This window comes from Pedobacter anseongensis (assembly GCF_037482965.1).
GTDB lineage: Bacteria > Bacteroidota > Bacteroidia > Sphingobacteriales > Sphingobacteriaceae > Pedobacter > Pedobacter anseongensis.
Genome location: NZ_JBBHKB010000004.1, coordinates 303,894 through 324,860 on the forward strand (window position 1 = coordinate 303,894; position 20,967 = coordinate 324,860).

At 35.8% G+C, this 20,967-nt stretch carries 22 protein-coding genes and 1 tRNA gene; 14 read left to right on the top strand and 9 right to left on the bottom strand.

The window, feature by feature from the left end:
• Nucleotides 1-10 precede the first annotated feature (10 nt).
• On the bottom strand, nt 11-799 hold the full coding sequence (locus WG904_RS15410; RefSeq protein WP_339580230.1) for an MBL fold metallo-hydrolase: 789 nt from the start codon (nt 797-799) through the stop codon (nt 11-13).
• A 64-nt stretch (nt 800-863) separates the two neighbouring features.
• Between WG904_RS15410 and WG904_RS15415 the strand changes: the two genes are divergently transcribed.
• On the top strand, nt 864-1,274 hold the full coding sequence (locus tag WG904_RS15415) for a cupin domain-containing protein (RefSeq protein ID WP_339580231.1): 411 nt from the start codon (nt 864-866) through the stop codon (nt 1,272-1,274).
• Nucleotides 1,275-1,434: 160 nt separating this feature from the next.
• Nucleotides 1,435-1,614 (top strand): histone H1, encoded by a 180-nt coding sequence (locus tag WG904_RS15420; protein WP_182921595.1) that lies wholly within the window; start codon nt 1,435-1,437, stop codon nt 1,612-1,614.
• Between the two features lie 50 nt (nt 1,615-1,664).
• Here WG904_RS15420 and WG904_RS15425 read toward each other — a convergent pair whose 3' ends face one another.
• From WG904_RS15425 to WG904_RS15450, 6 genes are all read right to left on the bottom strand, one after another.
• On the bottom strand, nt 1,665-2,012 hold the full coding sequence (locus WG904_RS15425; protein ID WP_339580232.1) for a hypothetical protein: 348 nt from the start codon (nt 2,010-2,012) through the stop codon (nt 1,665-1,667).
• Nucleotides 2,013-2,112: 100 nt separating this feature from the next.
• Nucleotides 2,113-2,391, bottom strand: a complete 279-nt coding sequence (locus WG904_RS15430) for a hypothetical protein (RefSeq protein ID WP_339580233.1) — start codon at nt 2,389-2,391, stop codon at nt 2,113-2,115.
• A 70-nt stretch (nt 2,392-2,461) separates the two neighbouring features.
• Nucleotides 2,462-3,013: a YciE/YciF ferroxidase family protein gene (locus tag WG904_RS15435; RefSeq protein ID WP_339580234.1), complete on the bottom strand. Its 552-nt coding sequence runs from the start codon at nt 3,011-3,013 to the stop codon at nt 2,462-2,464.
• A 98-nt stretch (nt 3,014-3,111) separates the two neighbouring features.
• Nucleotides 3,112-3,183, bottom strand: a tRNA-Arg gene (locus WG904_RS15440).
• Nucleotides 3,184-3,274: 91 nt separating this feature from the next.
• Nucleotides 3,275-4,063: a S1/P1 nuclease gene (locus WG904_RS15445; RefSeq protein ID WP_339580235.1), complete on the bottom strand. Its 789-nt coding sequence runs from the start codon at nt 4,061-4,063 to the stop codon at nt 3,275-3,277.
• Nucleotides 4,064-4,188: 125 nt separating this feature from the next.
• The gene (locus tag WG904_RS15450) at nt 4,189-5,964 is read right to left on the bottom strand and encodes an aminopeptidase P family N-terminal domain-containing protein (protein ID WP_339580236.1); all 1,776 of its coding nucleotides are present in this window, start codon (nt 5,962-5,964) and stop codon (nt 4,189-4,191) included.
• Nucleotides 5,965-6,056: 92 nt separating this feature from the next.
• Between WG904_RS15450 and WG904_RS15455 the strand changes: the two genes are divergently transcribed.
• Genes WG904_RS15455 through WG904_RS15465 form a run of 3 tightly spaced genes read left to right on the top strand, consistent with a single transcriptional unit; the run spans nt 6,057 to nt 9,224 of the window.
• Nucleotides 6,057-7,463 carry a sensor histidine kinase gene (locus tag WG904_RS15455; RefSeq protein ID WP_339580237.1) on the top strand — a complete coding sequence of 469 codons (1,407 nt, stop codon included), beginning with the start codon at nt 6,057-6,059 and terminating at the stop codon, nt 7,461-7,463.
• A 40-nt stretch (nt 7,464-7,503) separates the two neighbouring features.
• On the top strand, nt 7,504-8,136 hold the full coding sequence (locus tag WG904_RS15460) for an ABC transporter ATP-binding protein (RefSeq protein ID WP_339580238.1): 633 nt from the start codon (nt 7,504-7,506) through the stop codon (nt 8,134-8,136).
• Nucleotides 8,130-9,224, top strand: a complete 1,095-nt coding sequence (locus WG904_RS15465) for a hypothetical protein (RefSeq protein ID WP_339580239.1) — start codon at nt 8,130-8,132, stop codon at nt 9,222-9,224. The genes WG904_RS15460 and WG904_RS15465 overlap by 7 nt, the downstream gene beginning before the upstream one ends.
• Here WG904_RS15465 and WG904_RS15470 read toward each other — a convergent pair.
• Nucleotides 9,221-9,670, bottom strand: a complete 450-nt coding sequence (locus tag WG904_RS15470) for an acyl-CoA thioesterase (protein ID WP_339580240.1) — start codon at nt 9,668-9,670, stop codon at nt 9,221-9,223. The genes WG904_RS15465 and WG904_RS15470 overlap by 4 nt on opposite strands.
• Nucleotides 9,671-9,896: 226 nt before the next feature.
• Between WG904_RS15470 and WG904_RS15475 the strand changes: the two genes are divergently transcribed.
• The 9 genes from WG904_RS15475 (at nt 9,897) to WG904_RS15515 (ending at nt 20,238) form a co-directional block, all read left to right on the top strand.
• Nucleotides 9,897-10,181, top strand: a complete 285-nt coding sequence (locus WG904_RS15475) for a hypothetical protein (protein WP_339580241.1) — start codon at nt 9,897-9,899, stop codon at nt 10,179-10,181.
• The gene (locus WG904_RS15480) at nt 10,178-10,867 is read left to right on the top strand and encodes an ATP-binding cassette domain-containing protein (protein ID WP_339580242.1); all 690 of its coding nucleotides are present in this window, start codon (nt 10,178-10,180) and stop codon (nt 10,865-10,867) included. Before WG904_RS15475 ends, WG904_RS15480 begins: the two co-directional genes overlap by 4 nt.
• Before the next feature lie 81 nt (nt 10,868-10,948).
• Nucleotides 10,949-11,227 (top strand): 30S ribosomal protein S15, encoded by a 279-nt coding sequence (rpsO, locus tag WG904_RS15485; RefSeq protein WP_339580243.1) that lies wholly within the window; start codon nt 10,949-10,951, stop codon nt 11,225-11,227.
• Between the two features lie 118 nt (nt 11,228-11,345).
• A complete protein-coding gene (gene pnp / locus WG904_RS15490; protein ID WP_339580244.1) occupies nt 11,346-13,478 on the top strand; it encodes a polyribonucleotide nucleotidyltransferase in 2,133 nt (710 codons plus the stop codon).
• Between the two features lie 170 nt (nt 13,479-13,648).
• A complete protein-coding gene (gene rpe, locus WG904_RS15495) occupies nt 13,649-14,320 on the top strand; it encodes a ribulose-phosphate 3-epimerase (protein WP_339580245.1) in 672 nt (223 codons plus the stop codon).
• Nucleotides 14,321-14,328: 8 nt separating this feature from the next.
• A complete protein-coding gene (locus tag WG904_RS15500) occupies nt 14,329-16,770 on the top strand; it encodes a TonB-dependent receptor (RefSeq protein WP_339580246.1) in 2,442 nt (813 codons plus the stop codon).
• A gap of 46 nt (nt 16,771-16,816) precedes the next feature.
• Nucleotides 16,817-17,890 (top strand): 3-phosphoserine/phosphohydroxythreonine transaminase, encoded by a 1,074-nt coding sequence (serC, locus tag WG904_RS15505; RefSeq protein WP_339580247.1) that lies wholly within the window; start codon nt 16,817-16,819, stop codon nt 17,888-17,890.
• A gap of 68 nt (nt 17,891-17,958) precedes the next feature.
• Nucleotides 17,959-18,909: a D-2-hydroxyacid dehydrogenase gene (locus WG904_RS15510; RefSeq protein ID WP_339580248.1), complete on the top strand. Its 951-nt coding sequence runs from the start codon at nt 17,959-17,961 to the stop codon at nt 18,907-18,909.
• A gap of 72 nt (nt 18,910-18,981) precedes the next feature.
• Nucleotides 18,982-20,238 (top strand): DUF1015 domain-containing protein, encoded by a 1,257-nt coding sequence (locus WG904_RS15515; RefSeq protein WP_339580249.1) that lies wholly within the window; start codon nt 18,982-18,984, stop codon nt 20,236-20,238.
• A gap of 147 nt (nt 20,239-20,385) precedes the next feature.
• Here the strand turns inward: WG904_RS15515 and WG904_RS15520 are convergent, their stop codons facing one another.
• The gene (locus WG904_RS15520; RefSeq protein WP_339580250.1) at nt 20,386-20,901 is read right to left on the bottom strand and encodes a hypothetical protein; all 516 of its coding nucleotides are present in this window, start codon (nt 20,899-20,901) and stop codon (nt 20,386-20,388) included.
• Nucleotides 20,902-20,967: the final 66 nt, after the last annotated feature.

Consider the following 20,967-nt stretch of genomic DNA (forward strand, 5'->3'; position numbering starts at 1 on the left):
ACAATTCTTATCAACAAATATGGTAAACGGCAGTTTCTTGATATCTCGAAGCAACAATAATTTCTGTGCCATTTGCATGTTCGTTAAATAAACGTTGCACTAAATCCGGACAATTGTTATCTTTACTTAAGTGAGAGAGAAATAAGTGGCTTAAATGGGCTGATTTATAGGTTTTAAATAGTGCTAATGCTTGTGCGTTAGATAAGTGACCCTGACCGCCGCGAATGCGATTTTTTAAATAATAGGGATACTTGCCGGTATTAAGCATATCATCATCATAGTTTGCCTCTAAGAATACGGCATGACATTGTTTAAAATTTTGAATTACATGATCGCAATGTTCACCAATGTCAGTAAATACGCCGATGGTTACTGTCTTGGAACGTATGATGAAACTATGTGGTTCTGCAGCATCGTGCTTTTTGGGGAAAGCAATAATTTCAAGCTCGCCCAGCTGTATTGGTGTGTAGGCATTAAAAGCATGTACTAAATGTGGCTGGATTTGTTGTTTTCCGCTTAATAGGGTAGAAGGGGTAATATAAACGGGTAACTGATATTTTTTAGCCAGCACGGATAGCCCTCGAATATGATCGCTATGCTCGTGCGTAATGAAAATGGCTTTTACATTACCCATGCTTAGGTTTAGTCGTTGCATCCTTATCTCGGTTTCTTTACACGATAAGCCAACATCAACTAAAACTGCTTCGTTTCCATTACCGATATAGAAGCAATTGCCATTGCTTCCTGTATTAAGAGAAGAGATATAAAGCGACATAAGTAACAAAGGAAGTGAATTCATTGTAGATATTTTAAGAAAATTATAAACAATCTTATCAAAACATCTGGTTAAGATTCGTGTTTTTATGCAAAGACCAATCATGGAAGAGAAATATAACAATTCAACACAACAGCGACCTGAGGGTGCAAGGCCATTGGATGCAGCAATTATACCCATTGATGTTCCAAAATATATAAATCAATTAAAGCATGAGGAAGCTTACGATAGGAACGGGAAAAATGCAATAACCGTTTTTAAATCTGAGCGGATAACCGTTACATTAATTGTATTAAAGAAAGGGCAGGATTTCCATCCTGGTAAAAATGAAGATACTGCAATTATGAGCGTTCAGTTAATAAGTGGCGAACTTACTTTTGAAAGTTTAGGCACTTTAACCCACCTAAAGGATGGGGAATTATTAATGCTTCATCAGCAGCTATCATTTAAAGCAACGGCGATTTTGGAAAGCAGTTGCCTTTTAACCTTATTTAAATAATAGTTAATTTAAATAGAAAGGAATGCCTAACAAATTGCGATTCAGCTATTTTTGTGTAAAAAGTGGTTTTAGGTATAATTAGGGCAATAATAAATAAATGTTTAGATACTTGTTTATTCGGTTTAAATGATATATTTGAAATTAAATTAAAAATAAAAACATGGAAAAATTCTCAAAAGTTAAAGAAGTAATCGCTGCAATTGAAGCAGATGCAGAAAAATTTTATAATGGTGGTAATGCAGCAGCGGGTACTAGAGTACGTAAAGCAATGCAAGACCTTAAAGGTTTAGCTCAAGATATTCGTACAGAAGTAACTGAAAAGAAAAACAGTGCGAAATAGTAATTTCCGGGTTTAATCATTTTTGAAACCTCGATGAAAATCGGGGTTTCTTAGTTTTTACGGAGATAGTTATTAATTACTTCGGTAAGATCTTTTGGTACCTCAGCATTGCTCCTTGCTTCTAAATTATGTTGTGCAGAATTATATTTTTCGATAAATGTTCCGCTTTTACGATTGAATTTTAGAAAACCTTCCTCAAAATACCGCTCTTCTACTTCTAATGATGAATCCATGGATCTAAAGGTAAGCGGACTCGCTTGTTGAAAATCTTTACTCACTCGCATCCATTGATAAATTTTGGATACATCCTCATCCTGTGGTAAATCATTTCTCTTGATCTCCAAAATATATGTATCGGTGTTCTCCAAAAAATAGATACAGGTAAACGCTGGCGACATTTGATTAAATTGATTTGATTAACGAAAATACATACAAGAAAATTTTTTTGATAAAGATTTTATCAACATTATAACAACTTATAGGTAAACTTGCTTATAATCAATTGATGACATTTTCTATCTCAGCAGCAATTTGATTAATTTTAGGTAAATTCAATTCTAGTTTTGGTTGATTATCTACGCCATGTTTATAGTCATAAAAAGGAAGATCACCCGCCTCAATTTCTTCTTCTTCCAATAATTTCCACCCGCCTTCAAACGCTTCAATAGCGCCAATAATTCCTCCGTAAAAGACAATTTTATAATAATTTTTCTCTGGAATAATGGTGAGCGTTATTTCTTCTTCATTATTTTGAATGTGAATATTAAAAGGCTGCATATCGAGTTATTAAAATAAAGCATCCCAAATTTCGAGATGCTTTATGAAAATTAATTAGTTAAATAAATCCTTATTCTTCTGCTGCCGCCTCGTTAACACAGCTCATCGCAAGTTCAGTTAACGCAACATCAGTTTCCTTTTCATTATCCAAGGTTTGTTGTAATAGATCCTGCACATCGCTATGTCCCATGGTTTCGGCAAAGGTTCTTAACGTTCCATAGCTAGCGATTTCATAATGTTCCACTTTTTGAGCTGCTAATATTAATCCCGCATCGCGCACCATGGTATCCTTATCGGTATCTTCCATAATACTTTTTGCTTCTTCCAATAAGCCAGCCATTGCATCACATTTCTTTGCTTGTGCTTTTTCACCTAATAGTTCAAAAACCTGCTCTAACCTAGAAATGTGGTCTTGGGTTTCTTTGGTATGCTTTTCAAAAGCTGCTGCTAAATCGGTACTTGTTGCTGCTTTCTGCATTTTTGGCAATGCTTTTGCCAAATGGTTTTCTGCCCAATAGATATCTTTCAATTCATCGATAAAAAATTCATGAAATTCAGAATTTTCCATTTTTCCTGTTTTGCCCGTAGGCATTTTTGATTTGTTTTGTGTTTTAGTTTCCATGGTATATAGTATTTATGAAAGGAACACAGTACCTAGAAAAAGGTTTTGAAAACAATATTCCAGAACGGAATAGTTAAAAAATATAAAAACTACTTTAGTGTTCCCGACGAGATTCGAACTCATATCGATGGTACCGGAAACCATAATTCTATCCATTGAACTACGGGAACATTTGGCAAACTTAGATAAATTGTCTTTTATATGCAAGACAATTAGTAGACATCTAAAGGTTGCAACGATTTGTTGCGTAAACGTATGCTTTTACCTATAGATTTTATTTAATATGCCTGCTAAGCGAATTGCTGCTTGTTGCATTCTTTTTTGTACAATAGGCATGTGTTTTTGATAATAAGTGTCATCAATGGTTTTATTGTTCATTTGTGCTATTTCAGCATATAAAACGGTGCTTATTTGATAGCTCTCCCACATCCATACCATTACGGGATCTTTTTGCCATTGTTTTATGTCTGTTTCTGAAATGGTATCGAACTTAATGGCAAGTAGCGCAGCACTTAAACCTTCTTTCTCTAACATTCTCGTATCCCAAAGACTATGTAAATTGGTGCCCTTTCCATTATAGTTAACTTGAATTGTACTTCCTCCTTTATCTTCTTCTCTGCTGATGTGCATAGGTTGATGTAGATCGCCCACAAAGTGCATCATGAATTTAAGTGCATTTATCTTTTGTTGCTTTGTAGAATTATTATTAGTTAATATTTTTTCTTGATTGATTAGCTCGCTATACACATTTTCGGATTTCAAAGTATCTATATATTTTTGAAAATCTTCATAATTTAACCCTAATGGAAGATTTAAGAAATGCCAATTGGCTGTGTTCGCATATTGGGGTTCTCTACGCGCATCATCAGCCCAAGTGCAGGCTTCGGAGATGGAGGTGTCACCTAGGAGGTCTTTAATTGCTAATTTTGCATTCGGTGTAAGATGGTTTTCGGTAAGGAAGCCGATGGTACGATGCCCCGTGTAACCCCATGATACTAACATTAGGGTTAAACAAATAGCTAGGATAGGATAAAATGATTTAAGTTTCATTGTAGTTTTTTAACCGCAAAGATAATTTATTGTCGCTTTGTTTCACCATCTAAGAAATCTAAGGTCACCTTAAGTATTAGACACCCGATCTCATATCTCAAATCTCACTTCTCAAAACTCATATCTCAAATCGCTCGAGTCATCTCCTGTAAAAATAATCGCTCTTCTTCATTTAATGACGGACTCAATTTTTCGAACACCAGCTGATGGTAGTTATTTAGCCAATCGATCTGACTTTGTTCTAATAATTCTTTATTAACTATACTCGTGTCTATAGGAGCAAGCGTTAACGATTCGAAGGCATAGAATTCATTAAATGCGTTGGTTTCGTCTTGGATGGTTAGCACCAGATTTTCTATACGAATGCCATGTTTGCCAGGGCGATAAATACCTGGTTCAATAGAAGTTATCATTCCCAATTCGATCGGAATTGGAGTTGCTCCCCCGTTAAATACTTGTGGGCCTTCGTGTACATTTAAGAAATAACCTACACCGTGACCCGTGCCATGTCCAAAATTAATGGCATAATCCCATAATGGCCTGCGTGTAATGGCATCAATAGCATAACCACAGGTGCCTTTAGGAAACCGAGTTTTGCACCCTTCAATCATACCTTTAAGCACTAAGGTATAGTCTGTTCGCTCTTCTTCGGTGATATTACCTAGTGGAATTACTCGGGTTATATCGGTAGTTCCGTAGAAATATTGCCCGCCAGAATCTACTAAAAACAACCCATCTGCTTGTATTTCTGTATCGCTCTCTGGGGTTGATGCATAGTGAGGTAGTGCACCATGTGCTTTATAGGCAGCAATCGTATTAAAACTTTCGCCAAAAAAACCTTCTTGCTCTGCGCGAAAATCTCTTAACTGAGCAGCTGCAGAAAGCTCAGTCATTTTAATATTTCCGACATTTTCTTTCACCCATTTTAAAAAGCGAGTAATGGCAACTCCATCTTTTTGCATGGCAATGCGTGTATTTTCTATTTCAATAGTATTTTTACGCGATTTTAAAAAGGTAGAAGGATTAGTTTCTTTGATAATTTTTACAGAAGATGGAATAAGCTTAAATAGAGCAAGGCAATTTCTTCTCGGATCAATTAATATACTGCTTTCGGCTTTTAAAAAAGGAAGATCTTTTGCAACGGTATCATAACTTAAAATTTCTACTCCACTTTTTGTTAAACTCGCTTTTTCATGGTCACTCAACTTGTCATTTTGAATGTATAAAGTAGCCTCATTTTCAGTGAGAATGGCGAAGCTTAATACCACAGGATTGTATTTTACATCCCTTCCACGTAGGTTAAAAACCCAAGCCATATCATCCAAAGAAGAGATTAGGTGATAATCGGCGCGGTGCTGTTTCATCACTTTCCGTATTGCTGTTAATTTATCTTTGGTAGATTGACCCGTAAATTCGTCGGCAACTAAAAATGCAGGCTCTGAAGGTAGGGCAGGTCGGTCTTGCCATATAGGTTGAAGATAATCTTTATGCTTAAATTGAATTTTTTTATAGGCTAATATTTGATTAAAGTGTTGTGCTAATGCAACAGAAACCATTTTTTCGTCGAATGCCACTACCTCCGATTCTTCAAGTACTTCGTCAAGCCAGCTAATGTATTCAGGAGTATGTTGGGCTTTTAGCTTTACCAATTGATAGCCGCTTCCAGCTAATTGCTCTTCAGCTTGTTCAAAATACCTCGAATCGGCCCATAAACCAGCAAATTCTTGTGTAATTACAACAGTGCTAACCGAGCCTTTAAAGCCTGTTGCAAAAGAAATGCATTTATAATGATCAGGCAGGTATTCGCTAATATGCGGGTCGGCCGAAGGAATAACATAAGCATCAACTCCATCTGTACGCATTTGATTACGGATGGCTTGTAATTTTTCTTTAAAAGTCATATTGCAAATTTGGGAAAGAAATAGTTAAATAATAAGAAATTTTAATAATTGTATAACAATTTCATAAAATTTAGATTAGTTTTAATATTCCTATGATTGAATTTAAAGCGCAAAGTAGATTGATTATAGTGTTAGTAGTGCTAGCCGCTCTAACGCTCATCTTGATTAATTATTATTCTTCGAAAATTAAGTCCGGAGTTAGGTCATACATCAATGGTGAATCTGCGTATTCAAAAGGTCAAAAAGATGCCTCATTAAATTTAACCTATTATTTAAACACTAAAGATCCGTCGTTTTGGAACAGTTATAAGAAATCTTTAAAAGTTCCTATGAGCGATAATAAGGCTCGTCATTCGATGATGAATAACGAACCCGATTCAATCGCTTTTAACCATTTCATTAATGGAAAAGTTCACTCATCTGATATAGGTAATATTATATGGATGTTTAAGAACTTTAGAAAGGTTACAGAGTTTAAAGAAGCGGTTAATTTGTGGGCAAAATCTGAAGTGCTCTTGCTTGAGGTGGATAAACTTGCTGAACAATTTAAACGTAACGTTGACGATGAAAAATTGAAGCAACAGCTTTATAAAAAAATAGCTACATCAAATCTTATCCTTACAGATCAAGAAACAAATTTTTCTATTGCATTGAGCAATTTAGCCAGAAAAATTGAAAAATTATTGAACTGGGTAAATGTGTTAGTTACCATTTTAATTGTTGGAAGCTTATCGAGCTATTTACTGTTTATAATTGCTAAATTATATAAATCTAAATCCGCACTCAAAATAAGCTATGATAAGGTGTTTGATTTAAACTTGGAACTTGACACTTTTGTGTATAGCTTATCACATGATCTAAGAGCCCCCTTAAATTCACTGCAGGGATTAGTACAGCTTTCTATTTTAGAGACAGATGTATTAGCCATTAAAGAGAATATGAATTTGATGGATAAATTGCTAAAAAAACAAGATTTATTTATTAAGGATGTGATTTCATTATTACAACGGAGAGATTTAAATCCTCAACCTATAAAGTTCGATTTAAAGGCGCTGGTTGAAGATGCTATTTCACTAAATAAACATAATACCGATAATAAGGAAATGAATACGGAAATACAGATACCTAAAGATTTGGAAGAAATCTATAGTGATGTAGTTTTTATTAAAATTATTATCAACAACTTAATATCCAACGCATTTAGGTACAGTGATCCAACGAAAGAGAATCCATTTATAAAAATTAAAATCCAAAGAGATGGGGCTAACCTAGTGATTAGCATAGAGGATAATGGCATTGGTATCTCAAACGAATTTCATGAGAAAGTTTTCGAAATGTTTTATATACTTAATGCGAATAAAAGAGGTACTGGCTTAGGTTTATATATTATTAAACAATCTGTTGAGAAATTAAAGGGTAAAATTTATCTTGATTCTATTTTAGGAGTTGGAAGTAGGTTTACGATAATCCTGCCAATACAGCAGGTGCAAGTTTTGTAACAAGATTTCGATTGGAGCATCAAAATAAAAAAATCAGAATTTGCAAAATCTAATCCTTAAAAAAATCAATAAAAAATACGGTTCCAATATCATCTTAGCATTCGAACAGTGGAAGATAAATGCTGGAGTGTTTTGGTTAAAGGGGGGTAATGGTACTGGTAAGACTACCTTGTTTCGTATTATAGCTGGTCAAACCCCCTTTAGCGGGCAAGTTTTTCTAGATAGCATCGATTTAAAAAAAGACCCGATTAACTTTCGGTCAAAAATAAGTTATGCCGAGGCGGAGCCCCAATACCCATCCTTTATAACTGGCCAAGAGTTAATTAATTTTTATAAAGAAGTGCGAAAAGCACAGCAACCTGTTATTGATGAACTAGTGACAATTTTTGAAATGACCGAGTTTTTAGATCAAAAAATCGGTGGTTATTCGAGTGGAATGCTTAAAAAACTTTCGCTAATTTGTGCCTTTATCGGCGAGGCTGAACTCTATATTTTAGACGAACCTTTAATTACAATTGATGTAGAATCGGCAGCGAAATTATACCATCTGATTTCTTTAAAAGCAAAACAAGGTAAAAGCTTTCTATTGTCTTCGCATCAAGAAATTGATGAGAAAAGGCTAAAAATCGATGGAATTTTTCAAATCAAGAATAAAACCATTAGCCCGTGCTAAAATTGCTAACCAGAACCATTGTGTTTGCATTTTATGAACAGCATGCCGGTCTGTTCTTAGTAATTTGCTATCTCTTATTCGGTGCGGTAGAAGGGGCTCAGTTAATTAGTTATCACTACGCTTTATTAATTGCCATTTGCTCGTCGCCTCTAGTATTGCTGCTCGTTTTTTTAGTATGGATAGTTTATGCCATAAAGTGTTATTTATTTGTAAAGCAGAAATTGGCCTTGCCAACATTCAAATTTGCTACAGATTTAACTAAGCTTAACATAGCTCCACAGCATCAAATTTGGCTAAAAGTTGGAGCATTTATGCTGATGCCCATTTTATGCCATGCTACACTAATTTTATATATCTCGATTCGGCATCAATACCTTTTTACTTTTTTTGTAACCATAACTGGGCTATCTGGAATATTCGCTGTATTTTCTTTCTTAATCGTTAAAACGAGTACTTACAATTTTAGCCCAGGAAAAACTTGGCTAAATGCGGGATTAATTAAAACAAAGAAACCGTTTTGGTCTTGGCCCTTATTTTACCTGTTTAACGAGCAACCGTTAATGCTCTTTGCGTGTAAATTGGTTTCTTTACTAGCCTTTAAATCTATTCTGTGGATGTTTGCCGATGTTGGGGATGATATCAGGGTGTTTTTAACGGCAATGATGGCCGTGGTATTAAGTCACGCCGTACTTTTAGTGAACTGGGCAAAATTCGATGCCACCTTTTTATCTTTTGCAAGGAGTTTAAATTTTACTACATTAAAACGATTAACCTATTGGTTATTAGTTTTGTTCATTTTATTGATCCCCGAATTAAGTTTGTTGAGTTGGTTAACTCATTTTTATGTACTTCGGGTAGGAGTTGCCACAATTTTCTGCTTATCAACGTTGTTTTCCTTATTCGTTTTAGTATATCTCTTAAAAGCTGATATGGATCGATATATGAAGTACCTGTTGTTCTTCTTTTTCGGTACAATGCTCACTATTTTAGCTGGCTATTATGTGATTTTTAGCATTGGATTAGGGCTAATTGCTGTAATGGTTTTTATACGTTATTACCCAAAACTCGATTTAAAAGAGCTGGCTTAAATGCTGTAGGCTTTAATCATTTCGGTGGTTACTTTGCATGCCTTTTTGGTTGTTAAATCGATCATTGCATAATCAAAAACACCATCTGAAGCCACTTTACCTGTTTCTTTGTTGATGATTTCGAATTGTACTGTACAACCTTTTTCGTTCATTTCGAGAATGCCTGTTCTGATCTGCATCACATCGCCCATTAAAAGTGCACGCTTAAAGCTGATGGTTACTTTGGTTACTACCCATCCATATCCATTTTTAGCAAAGTGTTCCCAACTCATTCCGTAAAATTTATCCATTTGCTCATAGCGGGCGGCCAACACATAATCCAAGTATTTGCTGTTATGTACATGGTTAAACATGTCGATATCGTCTGGACGGACAGTTAATTCGCTTTCGAAAATGCTATATTGGTTTTTGATCATGTTTGGCAAATATACAAATTTGCTAATCATCAAATTTGTTAATTAGCTAAGTAAATGGTATCTTTATGTAAAGAATGGGCAGTTAAAATTAAATGATATCCGTACCCTTCGTGAGCAAGTTGCCTCAGAAGGAGAACGTAAATTCGTAGCTATATCTGGTAAAAAAAACATATCTTTTGCTGAACTTATGTCTTTTTATAAAATAGTCATAAATGCTATTGCTATCAGAAACATTAATAAAAAGTAATTCTAGTACATGCATACATTCGTTGCTTTGTGGCTTTTCTATAAAAAACTTATTCTTCCATCCCTAGTGCTGTCAATTTTATTAGCTTTTCTTGGTGCAACGCCAATTAAGTTTAGTTTTGGAGTTGGTATTGCTTACATGTTCCTAACGCCTGCATTACACCTATTATTTTACGATATGAGCCGGCCAAATGAATACTATTTCTATGCTAATTTAGGGATAAGTAAATTCAATCTGTGGGTTAACACCGTAGTGGTAAGTTTGGCCATTGGTTTAATTCTAATGATGATATGAGTGCTTTGATTGCGGATAGCATAACTAAAGACTTTGGTTTGCGCCAAGTTTTAACCGATGTTTTTATCACCATGCGACCCGGGGAAATTATTGGCCTTTTAGGAAGAAATGGATCTGGAAAGTCTACCTTAATGAAAATTATTTTTGGAACCTTGAAAGCCAATCACAAGTACATTAAAGTAGATGATGTATGTGTTAAAACGGTATCTGATAGCAAATATTTAATACAATATTTGGCGCAAGATAATTTCTTACCTACGCACATCAGCATCGAAAAGATAATAAAGGTATTTTGCGACTTGAAAAACGCAGCGATCTTGTTTGAGAAAGCACAAATCAAACCCTTTCTGTCTGTAAAAAGCAATGAATTGTCTAGTGGCGAAAGAAGATTGATTGAAATATTTTTGATCCTGTATGGTAAATCTAAATACATATTACTCGACGAGCCGTTTAATGGTTTAGCTCCATTGCCTATCGGAATTATAAAGGAGGAAATTAAACTGATGGCAAAAGAAAAAGGTATTCTCATCTCTGATCACGATTACATTAATGTTTTAGAAGTCTCAACCTCCTTAATATTGTTGCGTGACGGAGCGGTTAAAAAAATTAGAAATCATCAAGAATTGATAGATTTTGGCTATTTACCTGTCCATTATGTCCCTAATTCAATGCCCCAAATTAGCTAATCATCAAATTTGCTAATTAGCTAATTATGAAGTATCTTTGCGCTCAATTAATTAATTTATAAACTTTAGTATCATTCAAGAATGTATTTAAGTAAAGAAAAGAAAGCCGAAATCTTTAAACAACACGGCGAAGTAGCAACCAACACTGGTTCTGCAGAAGGTCAAGTAGCGTTATTTACATACCGTATTGCGCACTTAACAGAACACTTAAAGAAAAATCGTAAAGATTTCTCTACACAGTTATCACTTCAAAAATTAGTAGGTAAACGCCGCGGTATTTTAGCTTATCTATTTAAAAAAGATATTACTCGTTATCGTGCTATCATCAAAGCTTTACAGTTAAGAGATATCATTAAATAAGAAGTTTTTATCCTTAAAAGCCATTCTATTAGAGTGGCTTTTTTTAGTTAATACTCAAAAATAAATATATAAACAAGGTCTATTAAAAAGAGGAAAAATAGGCCACAACTACTTTTAAATGAATGTAATAAAAAAATCGTTCGATTTGGGCGATGGAAGAATTGTAGAAATCGAAACAGGTAAATTAGCGAAACAAGCTGATGGTGCTGTAGTGGTTAAAATGGGAGATACCATGTTGTTAGCAACAGTTGTATCCACAGTAGGTGCCAAACCAGGTACCGATTTTTTACCTTTATCGGTAGATTATCAAGAAAAATATGCGGCAACTGGCCGTATTCCAGGCGGGTTTTTACGTCGCGAGGCAAGATTATCAGACTACGAAGTGCTAATTTCTCGTTTGGTTGATAGAGCGTTACGTCCGATGTTCCCTTCAGATTATCACTCAGATACACAAGTAATGATTTCATTAATCTCGGCTGATAAAAATATTATGCCAGATTGTTTAGCGGGTTTAGCAGCATCTGCAGCTTTATCAGTTTCTGATATTCCTTTTAACGGACCAATCTCAGAAGTGCGTGTAGCTAAAATTGACGGTAAATTGGTAATCAACCCATTGGCTAGCGATTTAGAACGTGCAACTTTAGAATTTATGGTTGCTGGATCGGCTCATGATATCGGCATGGTTGAGGGTGAGTGTGATGAAATTCAGGAAGATGAAATGGTTGAAGCGTTGAAATTTGCGCATGATGCTATTAAAGTTCAATGTGCAGTTCAAGTAGAATTAACAGAAGCAACAGGTAAAACTGTAAAACGTGAATATAGCCACGAAGATCACGATGCTGATTTAAGAGCTAAAGTTTTTGCTGATACTTATGATAAGGTATATGCAATTGCAAAATCGGGTTCAAACAAAGACGAACGTAAAGCTGGTTTCACGGCCATCATTAATGAGTTTTTTGAGGCTATGCCAGAAGATACTGAAGATTTAACGAAAGCAATGGCCAAACATTATTATCATGATGTACAGTACGATGCGATTAGAAATCTATTGTTAGATGAAGGCATCCGTTTAGACGGCCGTAAAACTACAGAAATTCGTCCAATTTGGAGTGAAGTAGGTTATTTACCAGCAGCACACGGCTCAGCGGTATTTACGCGGGGCGAAACCCAATCGTTAACTTCAGTTACTTTAGGTAGCAAAGACGATGAGCAGATGATTGATGGTGCTTTCGTGAATGGTTATAACAAATTCTTATTGCACTATAATTTCCCGGGCTTTTCAACTGGTGAAGTTAGACCGAATAGAGGCGCTGGTCGCAGAGAAATTGGTCACGGAGCTTTAGCGCAACGTTCGTTAAAGAAAGTTTTACCTGAAGGCGAAGCTAATCCATATACTATCCGTATCGTTTCTGATATTTTAGAATCAAATGGTTCATCATCAATGGCAACCGTTTGTGCAGGTACATTAGCGCTAATGGATGCTGGTATTAAAATCAAATCTCCGGTTTCTGGAATTGCAATGGGTTTAATTACGGATGAGAAAACTGGAAAATATGCTATTCTTTCTGATATTTTAGGTGATGAAGATCATTTAGGTGATATGGATTTTAAAGTTACGGGTACGGATAAGGGTATCGTTGCTTGTCAGATGGACTTAAAAATCAATGGTTTATCTTACGAAGTATTAACTAAAGCTTTATTGCAAGCTAAGGAAGGTCGTTTACACATCTTAGGTGAGATGAAGAAAACTATTGCTGCACCGAACGAAGACTACAAACCTCATGCACCACGTATTGTTTCATTAAGTATCGATAAAGAATTTATCGGCGCTGTAATTGGCCCAGGTGGTAAAATTATTCAGGAAATGCAACGCGAAACTGGTGCTTCAATTTCTATCGAAGAAGTTGGTAACAAAGGTATCGTAGAAATTTTTGCAGATAATAAAGCGGCAATTGATGCTGCAGTAGCACGTATTAATGCGATTGCTGCTAAGCCGGAAATTGGTGCAACTTACCAAGGTAAAGTAAAATCGATCATGCCATTTGGTGCTTTTGTTGAAATTATGCCAGGTAAAGATGGTTTATTGCACATTTCAGAAATCTCTTGGGAACGTTTGGAAACCATGGATGGTGTGTTAAAAGAAGGCGATAAATTAGAAGTTAAATTGCTTGATGTAGATAAACAAGGTAAAATGAAACTTTCTCGTAAAGTTTTGTTGCCTAGACCAGAAAGACCGGCTCCTCAGTCTTAAGCTTATGGTCCGGATTCGGGAAGTCCGAATGTCCGAGAATATTTCAAAACCCTTTCAGTTCACTGGAAGGGTTTTTTGTTCAATAAATGAATGGATATCTCCTCGCTATGCTACGTTCGATATGACGAATAAAGTAAAAATTTTGTAACTTGCAACAAGTACTCTTGAATATGAAACACATCATCGCCCCATCTTTGCTTGCTGCCGATTTTGCAAACTTACAACACGATTGCGAAATGATTAATGAAAGTGAAGCAGATTGGCTTCATATTGACATTATGGATGGGGTATTTGTACCTAATATTTCTTTTGGTTTTCCAGTGCTAAATTCAATAAAAAAGCATATTAAAAAGCCATTAGATGTTCATTTAATGATTGTTAATCCCGATCAGTACATTACGGAATTTGCTAAAGCTGGTGCGGCAATCATCACTGTTCATTACGAAGCTTGTGTGCATTTGCACAGAACTATTCAATTAATCAAAGCTGCAGGGTGCAAAGCAGGGGTAGCTTTAAATCCGCATACCCCTGTTGGCCTGTTAAAAGATATTTTGGTGGACTTAGACCTGGTATTAATTATGTCGGTAAACCCAGGTTTTGGCGGGCAACAATTTATCCCTCAAACGCTCTATAAAATTGCGGAACTGAGACAGCTTACCTTACAAGTTAACTCCAATCTCATTATTGAAGTAGATGGCGGCGTGAGCATCTCGAACATTGAAAGTTTAGTTAAGGCAGGAGCAAATGCATTTGTGGCCGGAAATGCAGTTTTTGCAGCACCCGATCCAGTGAGCATGATCGCTGAGCTAAAGAATGCGAGTATTGTTTCACAGCAAATTTAATTTTTTGAATGCTCAAGCTTCGCCTGTTCATTTTTGTCATGTTATTAGGCTTTACATTGGTAAATGCCCAACCGTTGGTAAAAGTTACAGGTACGGTTTTTGGTGTCGATACTAAACCTCTACCACAAGTTACGATAACGGTATTGGGTCAGCAAGAATCTACGTTAACCGACCAAAATGGGAGCTATACCATTTATTCTAGAACCACTACCTTTACCTTAAAATATGCGCTATTGGGCTATCAGCCAGCCTTAATCAAAGTTAATGAAAAGGTAGCGGGCAGAATAATGCGAGAAGTAACACTTACGGCTAATGTGAACGAATTGGAGCAGGTAACCATTACCAATAAGCAAAATCAACTCAGCAATTCGAGTACCATTAACATTGCCGATTTATCGTCTTTACCGTCTGTCTCCGGTAACTTCGAGTCGATCATTAAAACACTTCCAGGCGTGTCTACAAATAACGAACTAAGTTCTCAATATAGTGTTAGGGGCGGTAATTTCGACGAAAATCTAACTTATGTAAATGATGTAGAAATTAACAAACCTGTATTAATTAGAAACGGGCAACAAGAAGGATTAAGTTTTATTAATAGTGATTTAGTAAGTCGTGCCAAGTTTTCGGCTGGAGGTTTTGAAGCTAGATATGGTGATAAGTTATCGTCGGTTCTCGATGCAAAATACGATCGACCAGATAGCAATCAACTTAGCGTAAATGCTGGATTTTTAGGTGCTTCGATTGTGCTGAAAAATTTACAAACGAAAGATTTTTTATTACTAGGGTTGCGGTATAAGAATAATACCAGCGTACTCAGTACCCAAGATAATAAAGGAAGTTATCGGCCAAATTTTGGCGATGCCCAATTACTTTATCAATATAATTTTTCAGATAAGTTTAGCTTAAGCTTTTTAGGTAATTTAAATGGGGGTCGATTTAGCTTAATTCCTGAAGATCGAGAAACTATTTTTGGGACATTAGAAACCCAATTGCGCTTAAAAGTAGCTTATAACGGTCAAGAAATAGACGAGTATAGAACCGCTGGCGGAGCCGTAACGGCCACGTTTAGTCCACGCCCTAATTTAGTGATAAAATGGATTAACAGTTATTTTAATACACGAGAGCGAGAACGTTTCGATATTGAGGGCAAATACTTATTTGATGAGCTTCAAACTGATTTTACTAGAGTGGGCTTAAAAACAATCAGTACCAATAGAGGGATAGGAACCTACTTAAATTATGCACGAAATAATTTAAATTCTGAAGCGCTAAGTTCAGAAATTAAAACGGAACAGAATTTTGGTAACCATGTGTTTTCATGGGGAATACGAGCCGAAAGAAATAATTTTGATGATCGACTTAACGAATATCACTTAACTGATTCTGCTGGCTATATTTTGCCTAACAACGCCAAGAAATTTTACTTAGAACAGTCAATTAATGTTTCAAATGCTCTCTCGATAAATAATTATACTTCTTTTGTACAAGATAGCTATAGCTTATCGCGAAATACTGACCTTCAATTAGGTATTCGAGCTAATTTCAATACGCTAACCGAACAATTATTGTTAAGCCCCCGGATGTTATTGGCATACCGGCCTACAAGCAACAATAAAATTATCCGTTTTAGCGCAGGCATTTATCAGCAGCCGCCAAGCTATAGAAGTATTCGGTCTTACGATGGGGTATTAAATGAAAATCAAAAAGCACAACGATCGTATAATTTTTCTGGAGGATTAGATTATGCTTTTGATGGATTGGGTACACGACTAAAATTTAGTTCCGAAGCGTATTTTAAGTACGCAGACCGACTAGTTCCCTATATTTTCGATAATGTGAGAATTAAGTATTTGTCGACACAACTGGCTAAAGGTCGTACATATGGAGCTGATTTTAATATTGGGGGCGAATTTGTGAAAGATTTGGTGTCTTACTTTAGGCTTTCGGTTATGGCGGCAGACCAAGATGTTATTGGTGATTCGTATCGTAAAAAGGATATAAATGGTGTGTTTAGAACGATTAATCCAGGCTATCTAAAGCGACCAACAGATCAGCGTGTTAATTTCTCTGTATTTTTTCAAGATCGATTGTTAAAAGGCGATAGTTATAAAGTACATTTAACCATGCTCTATGGTTCGAGATTACCAATTGGAGCGCCACTGAGTGAGCGTTATACCGACGATTTTAGTATTCCTGCGTATAAACGAGTAGATATTGGCTTTTCTAAAGATTTTTTAGACGATAATAGTCTTAAAAAACCTAAACTCTTAAGTCGTTATTTTACTTCGTGTATAGCCTATTTAGAAGTATTTAATTTGCTCGATATTAATAATACCGTCTCATATCTTTGGTTAAAAGATGTGGATAATGTACAGTATGCCATTCCGAATTATTTAACAGGCCGACAAATTAACTTTAAATTGATTTTAAAGTTCAAAAATCACAAATAATTAGGCACAAAACTGTTACATTTACCGTCATAAAAAATTAGATATAATGAGACACAATTTTGGTGCAGGACCCTGTATTTTACCTCAAGAGGTATTTAAACAAGCCTCTAGAGCTATTTTAGATTTTAAAGATGGATTGTCAATTTTAGAAATTTCGCATCGTACACCTGAATTCGAAGGTGTAGTTGCAGAAACCACAAAGTTGGTGAAAGAGCTTTTAAATGTACCATCAGGATACTCCGTTTTATTTTTACAAGGCGGTGCCAGTTTGCAATTTGCCATGGTACCTATGAATTTATTACCCGAGGGAAAAACAGCTGCTTATTTAGAAACCGGTGTTTGGGCTAACAAAGCAATTAAGGAAGTTAAATGCTTTGGAAAAGCAAATATTGTGGCTTCATCAAAGGATTCCAATTATACATTTATACCTAAAGACTACGCCGTTCCTGAAGATAGTGCTTATTTTCATTGCACATCGAACAATACCATTTATGGAACTGAAATGTTTACATTACCGGTAACCAAAGTGCCAATTGTGTGCGATATGTCTTCGGATATTATGAGCCGTGAAATAGATGTTTCCAAATACGATTTAATCTACGCTGGTGCACAAAAAAACATCGGTCCAGCCGGCTTAACCATCGTTATTGTAAAAGACGAAATTTTAGGTAAGAGCGGAAGAGGCATCCCATCTATGCTCGATTATAAGGTGCATATTGATGGAGGATCCATGTACAATACCCCTCCGGTATTTGCTATTTATGTAGCCATGCTTAACCTGAACTGGTTAAAATCTAAGGGTGGAGTAGCTGAAATGGAAAAGGAGAATAAAGCAAAAGCCAACGCTTTGTACGCAGAAATTGATAGAAATCCATTATTTAAAGGCACCTGTGCAGTAGAAGATCGCTCGAGAATGAATGTGTGCTTTGTAATGGAGAATCGAGAATTAGAGAAGTCATTTGCGAAATTTGCAGACGATAATGGATTTGAAGGCTTAACAGGGCATAGAAGTGTAGGCGGATTTAGAGCATCGATGTACAATGCACTCCCAATTACAAGTGTGCATGCACTTATCGATTTAATGCAAACTTTTGAAGAACTACAAAGCAAAAATAAGTAAACTAAATTTTAACAAATAGTTGGTTACACTTCATCTTTGTAATCGATTTAATCAGTGAAATCATAAATATGATTAAGATCCTCGCCAATGATGGCATAGACCCAATTGGGAAGAAGCTACTTGAAGAAGCTGGCTTTACTGTTGATACGCAAACCATTCCGCAAGACCAACTTTCATCAGCCTTGCTAAATTACGATGCCATAACTGTACGGAGTGCAACAAAGGTGAGAAAAGAATTGATTGATGCTTGTCCGAACATTAAACTTATTGGTAGAGGTGGTGTTGGTATGGATAATATTGATGTGGAGTATGCGAGAAGTAAAGGTCTTGCCGTAGTAAATACTCCAGCTGCATCTTCTTTGTCAGTTGCCGAATTGGTTTTCTCTCATTTATTTAATGGGGTTCGGTTTTTATACGATAGCAATCGAAAAATGCCAGTTGAAGGTGGAACGAAATTTAATGACTTGAAAAAGGCTTACGCTAAAGGAATTGAATTGCGTGGTAAAACCATTGGTATAATTGGTTTCGGTAGAATTGGAAGAGAAACGGCAACTATTGCCTTAGGCTTAGGAATGAATGTTCTTGCGTACGATTTATACCCTTTTAATGGAAATATAACCTTACATCTTCAAGGTGGAATTGATGTTGATATTCCAGTGCAAACGGTTAGTCTTGAAGAAGTAATAGCGAATGGTGATTTCATTTCTTTACACACCCCATTTGCAGATAAACCCATCCTTGGCAAAGCCGAATTTGCAGCAATGAAAAATGGAGTTGGCATTGTAAATTGTTCAAGAGGGGGTACGATAGATGAAAATGCCTTAATCGAAGCGTTAGATGCGGGTAAAGTGTCTTTTGCAGGTTTAGATGTTTTTGATAATGAACCTAATCCCTTAGCTGAAATTTTAAGTCACCCAAAAATTTCGTTAACACCACATATTGGTGCCTCAACAAACGAAGCACAAGAACGTGTAGGCACAGAATTAGCCAATTTAATTATTGCGCATTTTAAAGGCTAAGGCAAAAAAATAGAGCACTAAGCTTGGGGCTTTAAATACCCCAAGCTCTAAATAACCAAATATAAATTCCGTATGCCAAGGATAAAGCCATTTTATGCCTTCAGGCCTGTTATGCGCTTACAAAATAGCGTGGTAACCAGACCGCTCGAAAATTTTAGCCTGGGTCAGGCGCGGCTATTGGTATCCGAAAATCCTTACAGTTTCCTTCATCTCATTAATCCAGCGCTTGATAATCCATATTTACGTGGTTCGAGGCAAGAGTTAATTTACAAGAAAATAAATGAAAATTTAGAAGCCTTCATAGAAGATAAGGTAATGCAACAAGAAGAAAAACAATGTATTTATATTTATCAGGTTAAACAAGATGGAATAACACAGACGGGAATTTGGGCATTAACGCATATTGATGATTACTTAAAAGGAAATATCAAAAAACATGAATTAACGGTTGAACGGAGAGAGAAATTGCTGTCTGAATACCTCCAACAAACTGGAATTGATGCTAATCCTGTGTTAATTACTTATTTTCCAAATAACGTAGTAGATCGCTTAATTGCTCGCTATCAAGCTACAAAGCCCGATGTTGATTTTATTTACCAGGATGGGACACAACACCTCCTTTGGCGAATTGATGCCCTGGTCGACTTAAAGGAGCTTGTAGCGGCGTTTGCTGAGATAAAGTCTGTTTATATCGCGGATGGACATCACAGAATAGCATCGATGGCTAAAATGGCTAACCAAAAGCGAACATTAATTCCAAACAGTGAACATCAAGCTTTTAATTATTTTTCTACAGCTTATTTTAACACCAATCAGGTAAAAATATTAGCATTTAACCGAATGGTAAAAGATTTGGCTGGGCGCTCGGTAACACAATTTTTGAATGAGATATCGAAATTCTTTATGGTCGAGCAAGTAGAGGAAAGTATTGAACCGCAAACTATTCATGTATTTGGAATGTATGTTGGACAATCGTGGTATAAGTTAACACCAAAACCTCCAATTTATGATGAAAGTAATCCTATTTCAGTTTTAGATGTTAGCATTTTACAAGATTATGTCTTAAAACCAATTTTAGGTATCGAAGATCCGAGAACCGATGCAAGAATTACCTTTGAAGGAGGAAAAACTTCAATTAAAGAATTGCAACATCAAGTCGACAATGGAAATTATGCAGTTGCTTTTACACTATTTGCTACTTCTGTTGAGCAATTAATAGCTGTTGCTGATGCAAATGGGGTGATGCCTCCAAAATCGACCTGGGTAGAACCTAAATTTTTGGTGGGAATGTTAACTAATCTAATGCATTCATCAATACCCAATACCTAAAGCCTAAAATGGCTTTCTGCAAAGGAGTTAGTTTCATTGGGTCTTTTCGGTAAAAGCTCGGTAAGAGTAGCTTATTTAATTTTACCAATATTTTAAATAATATCTTTTTCAAACTTTGTTTTTTATGTAAAAGCCATCCCTATCACTTCACGCTAAACGTCCAACGCCCCGCTTCTTCATTACTAAATATACTAAAAACCCATTGGCAATAACAAAAAGCACTAAAAGTACAAAGGCTAAATCTTTGCCCTTTTCGCCCTTTTCTAACTTAGTAGTTAAGGCTAGGTTTTCATCTTGAAGTCCTTTGATGGTGCGACGATAGTTCTGAATTCTTTCGTCGCTCGTTGTAGCCACAGTTTTCACTTCCTGCATTTGAAGATCTTTGTATTCAAGGAGTACTTTTAATTCCCTAAAAATAGCATTATCATTAAGGGCAATCTGGCGTAAAATTTCGTTAGAATTTTTAATGTCACGTTTGGTTTGAAACCCAAATATTCCCGTTCTTGTGTTTAAACTTTCATCGTATTGACCAAATTTGGTACTTCTTTCTGCTAAAAGTGAATTTATTTTAGCGCGCTGCACCTCGTAAGGAGATGTGTTTTGGGAAAACACAGCAGGAGAAATTACGGTAAAAACTAAGAAAAAGAGAAAATGCTTGATCATTATTGATTTTTCAGTATTCAAGCAAATTTTATGCCTTTTATTTATTTCGTCATGCTAAAGCACCCA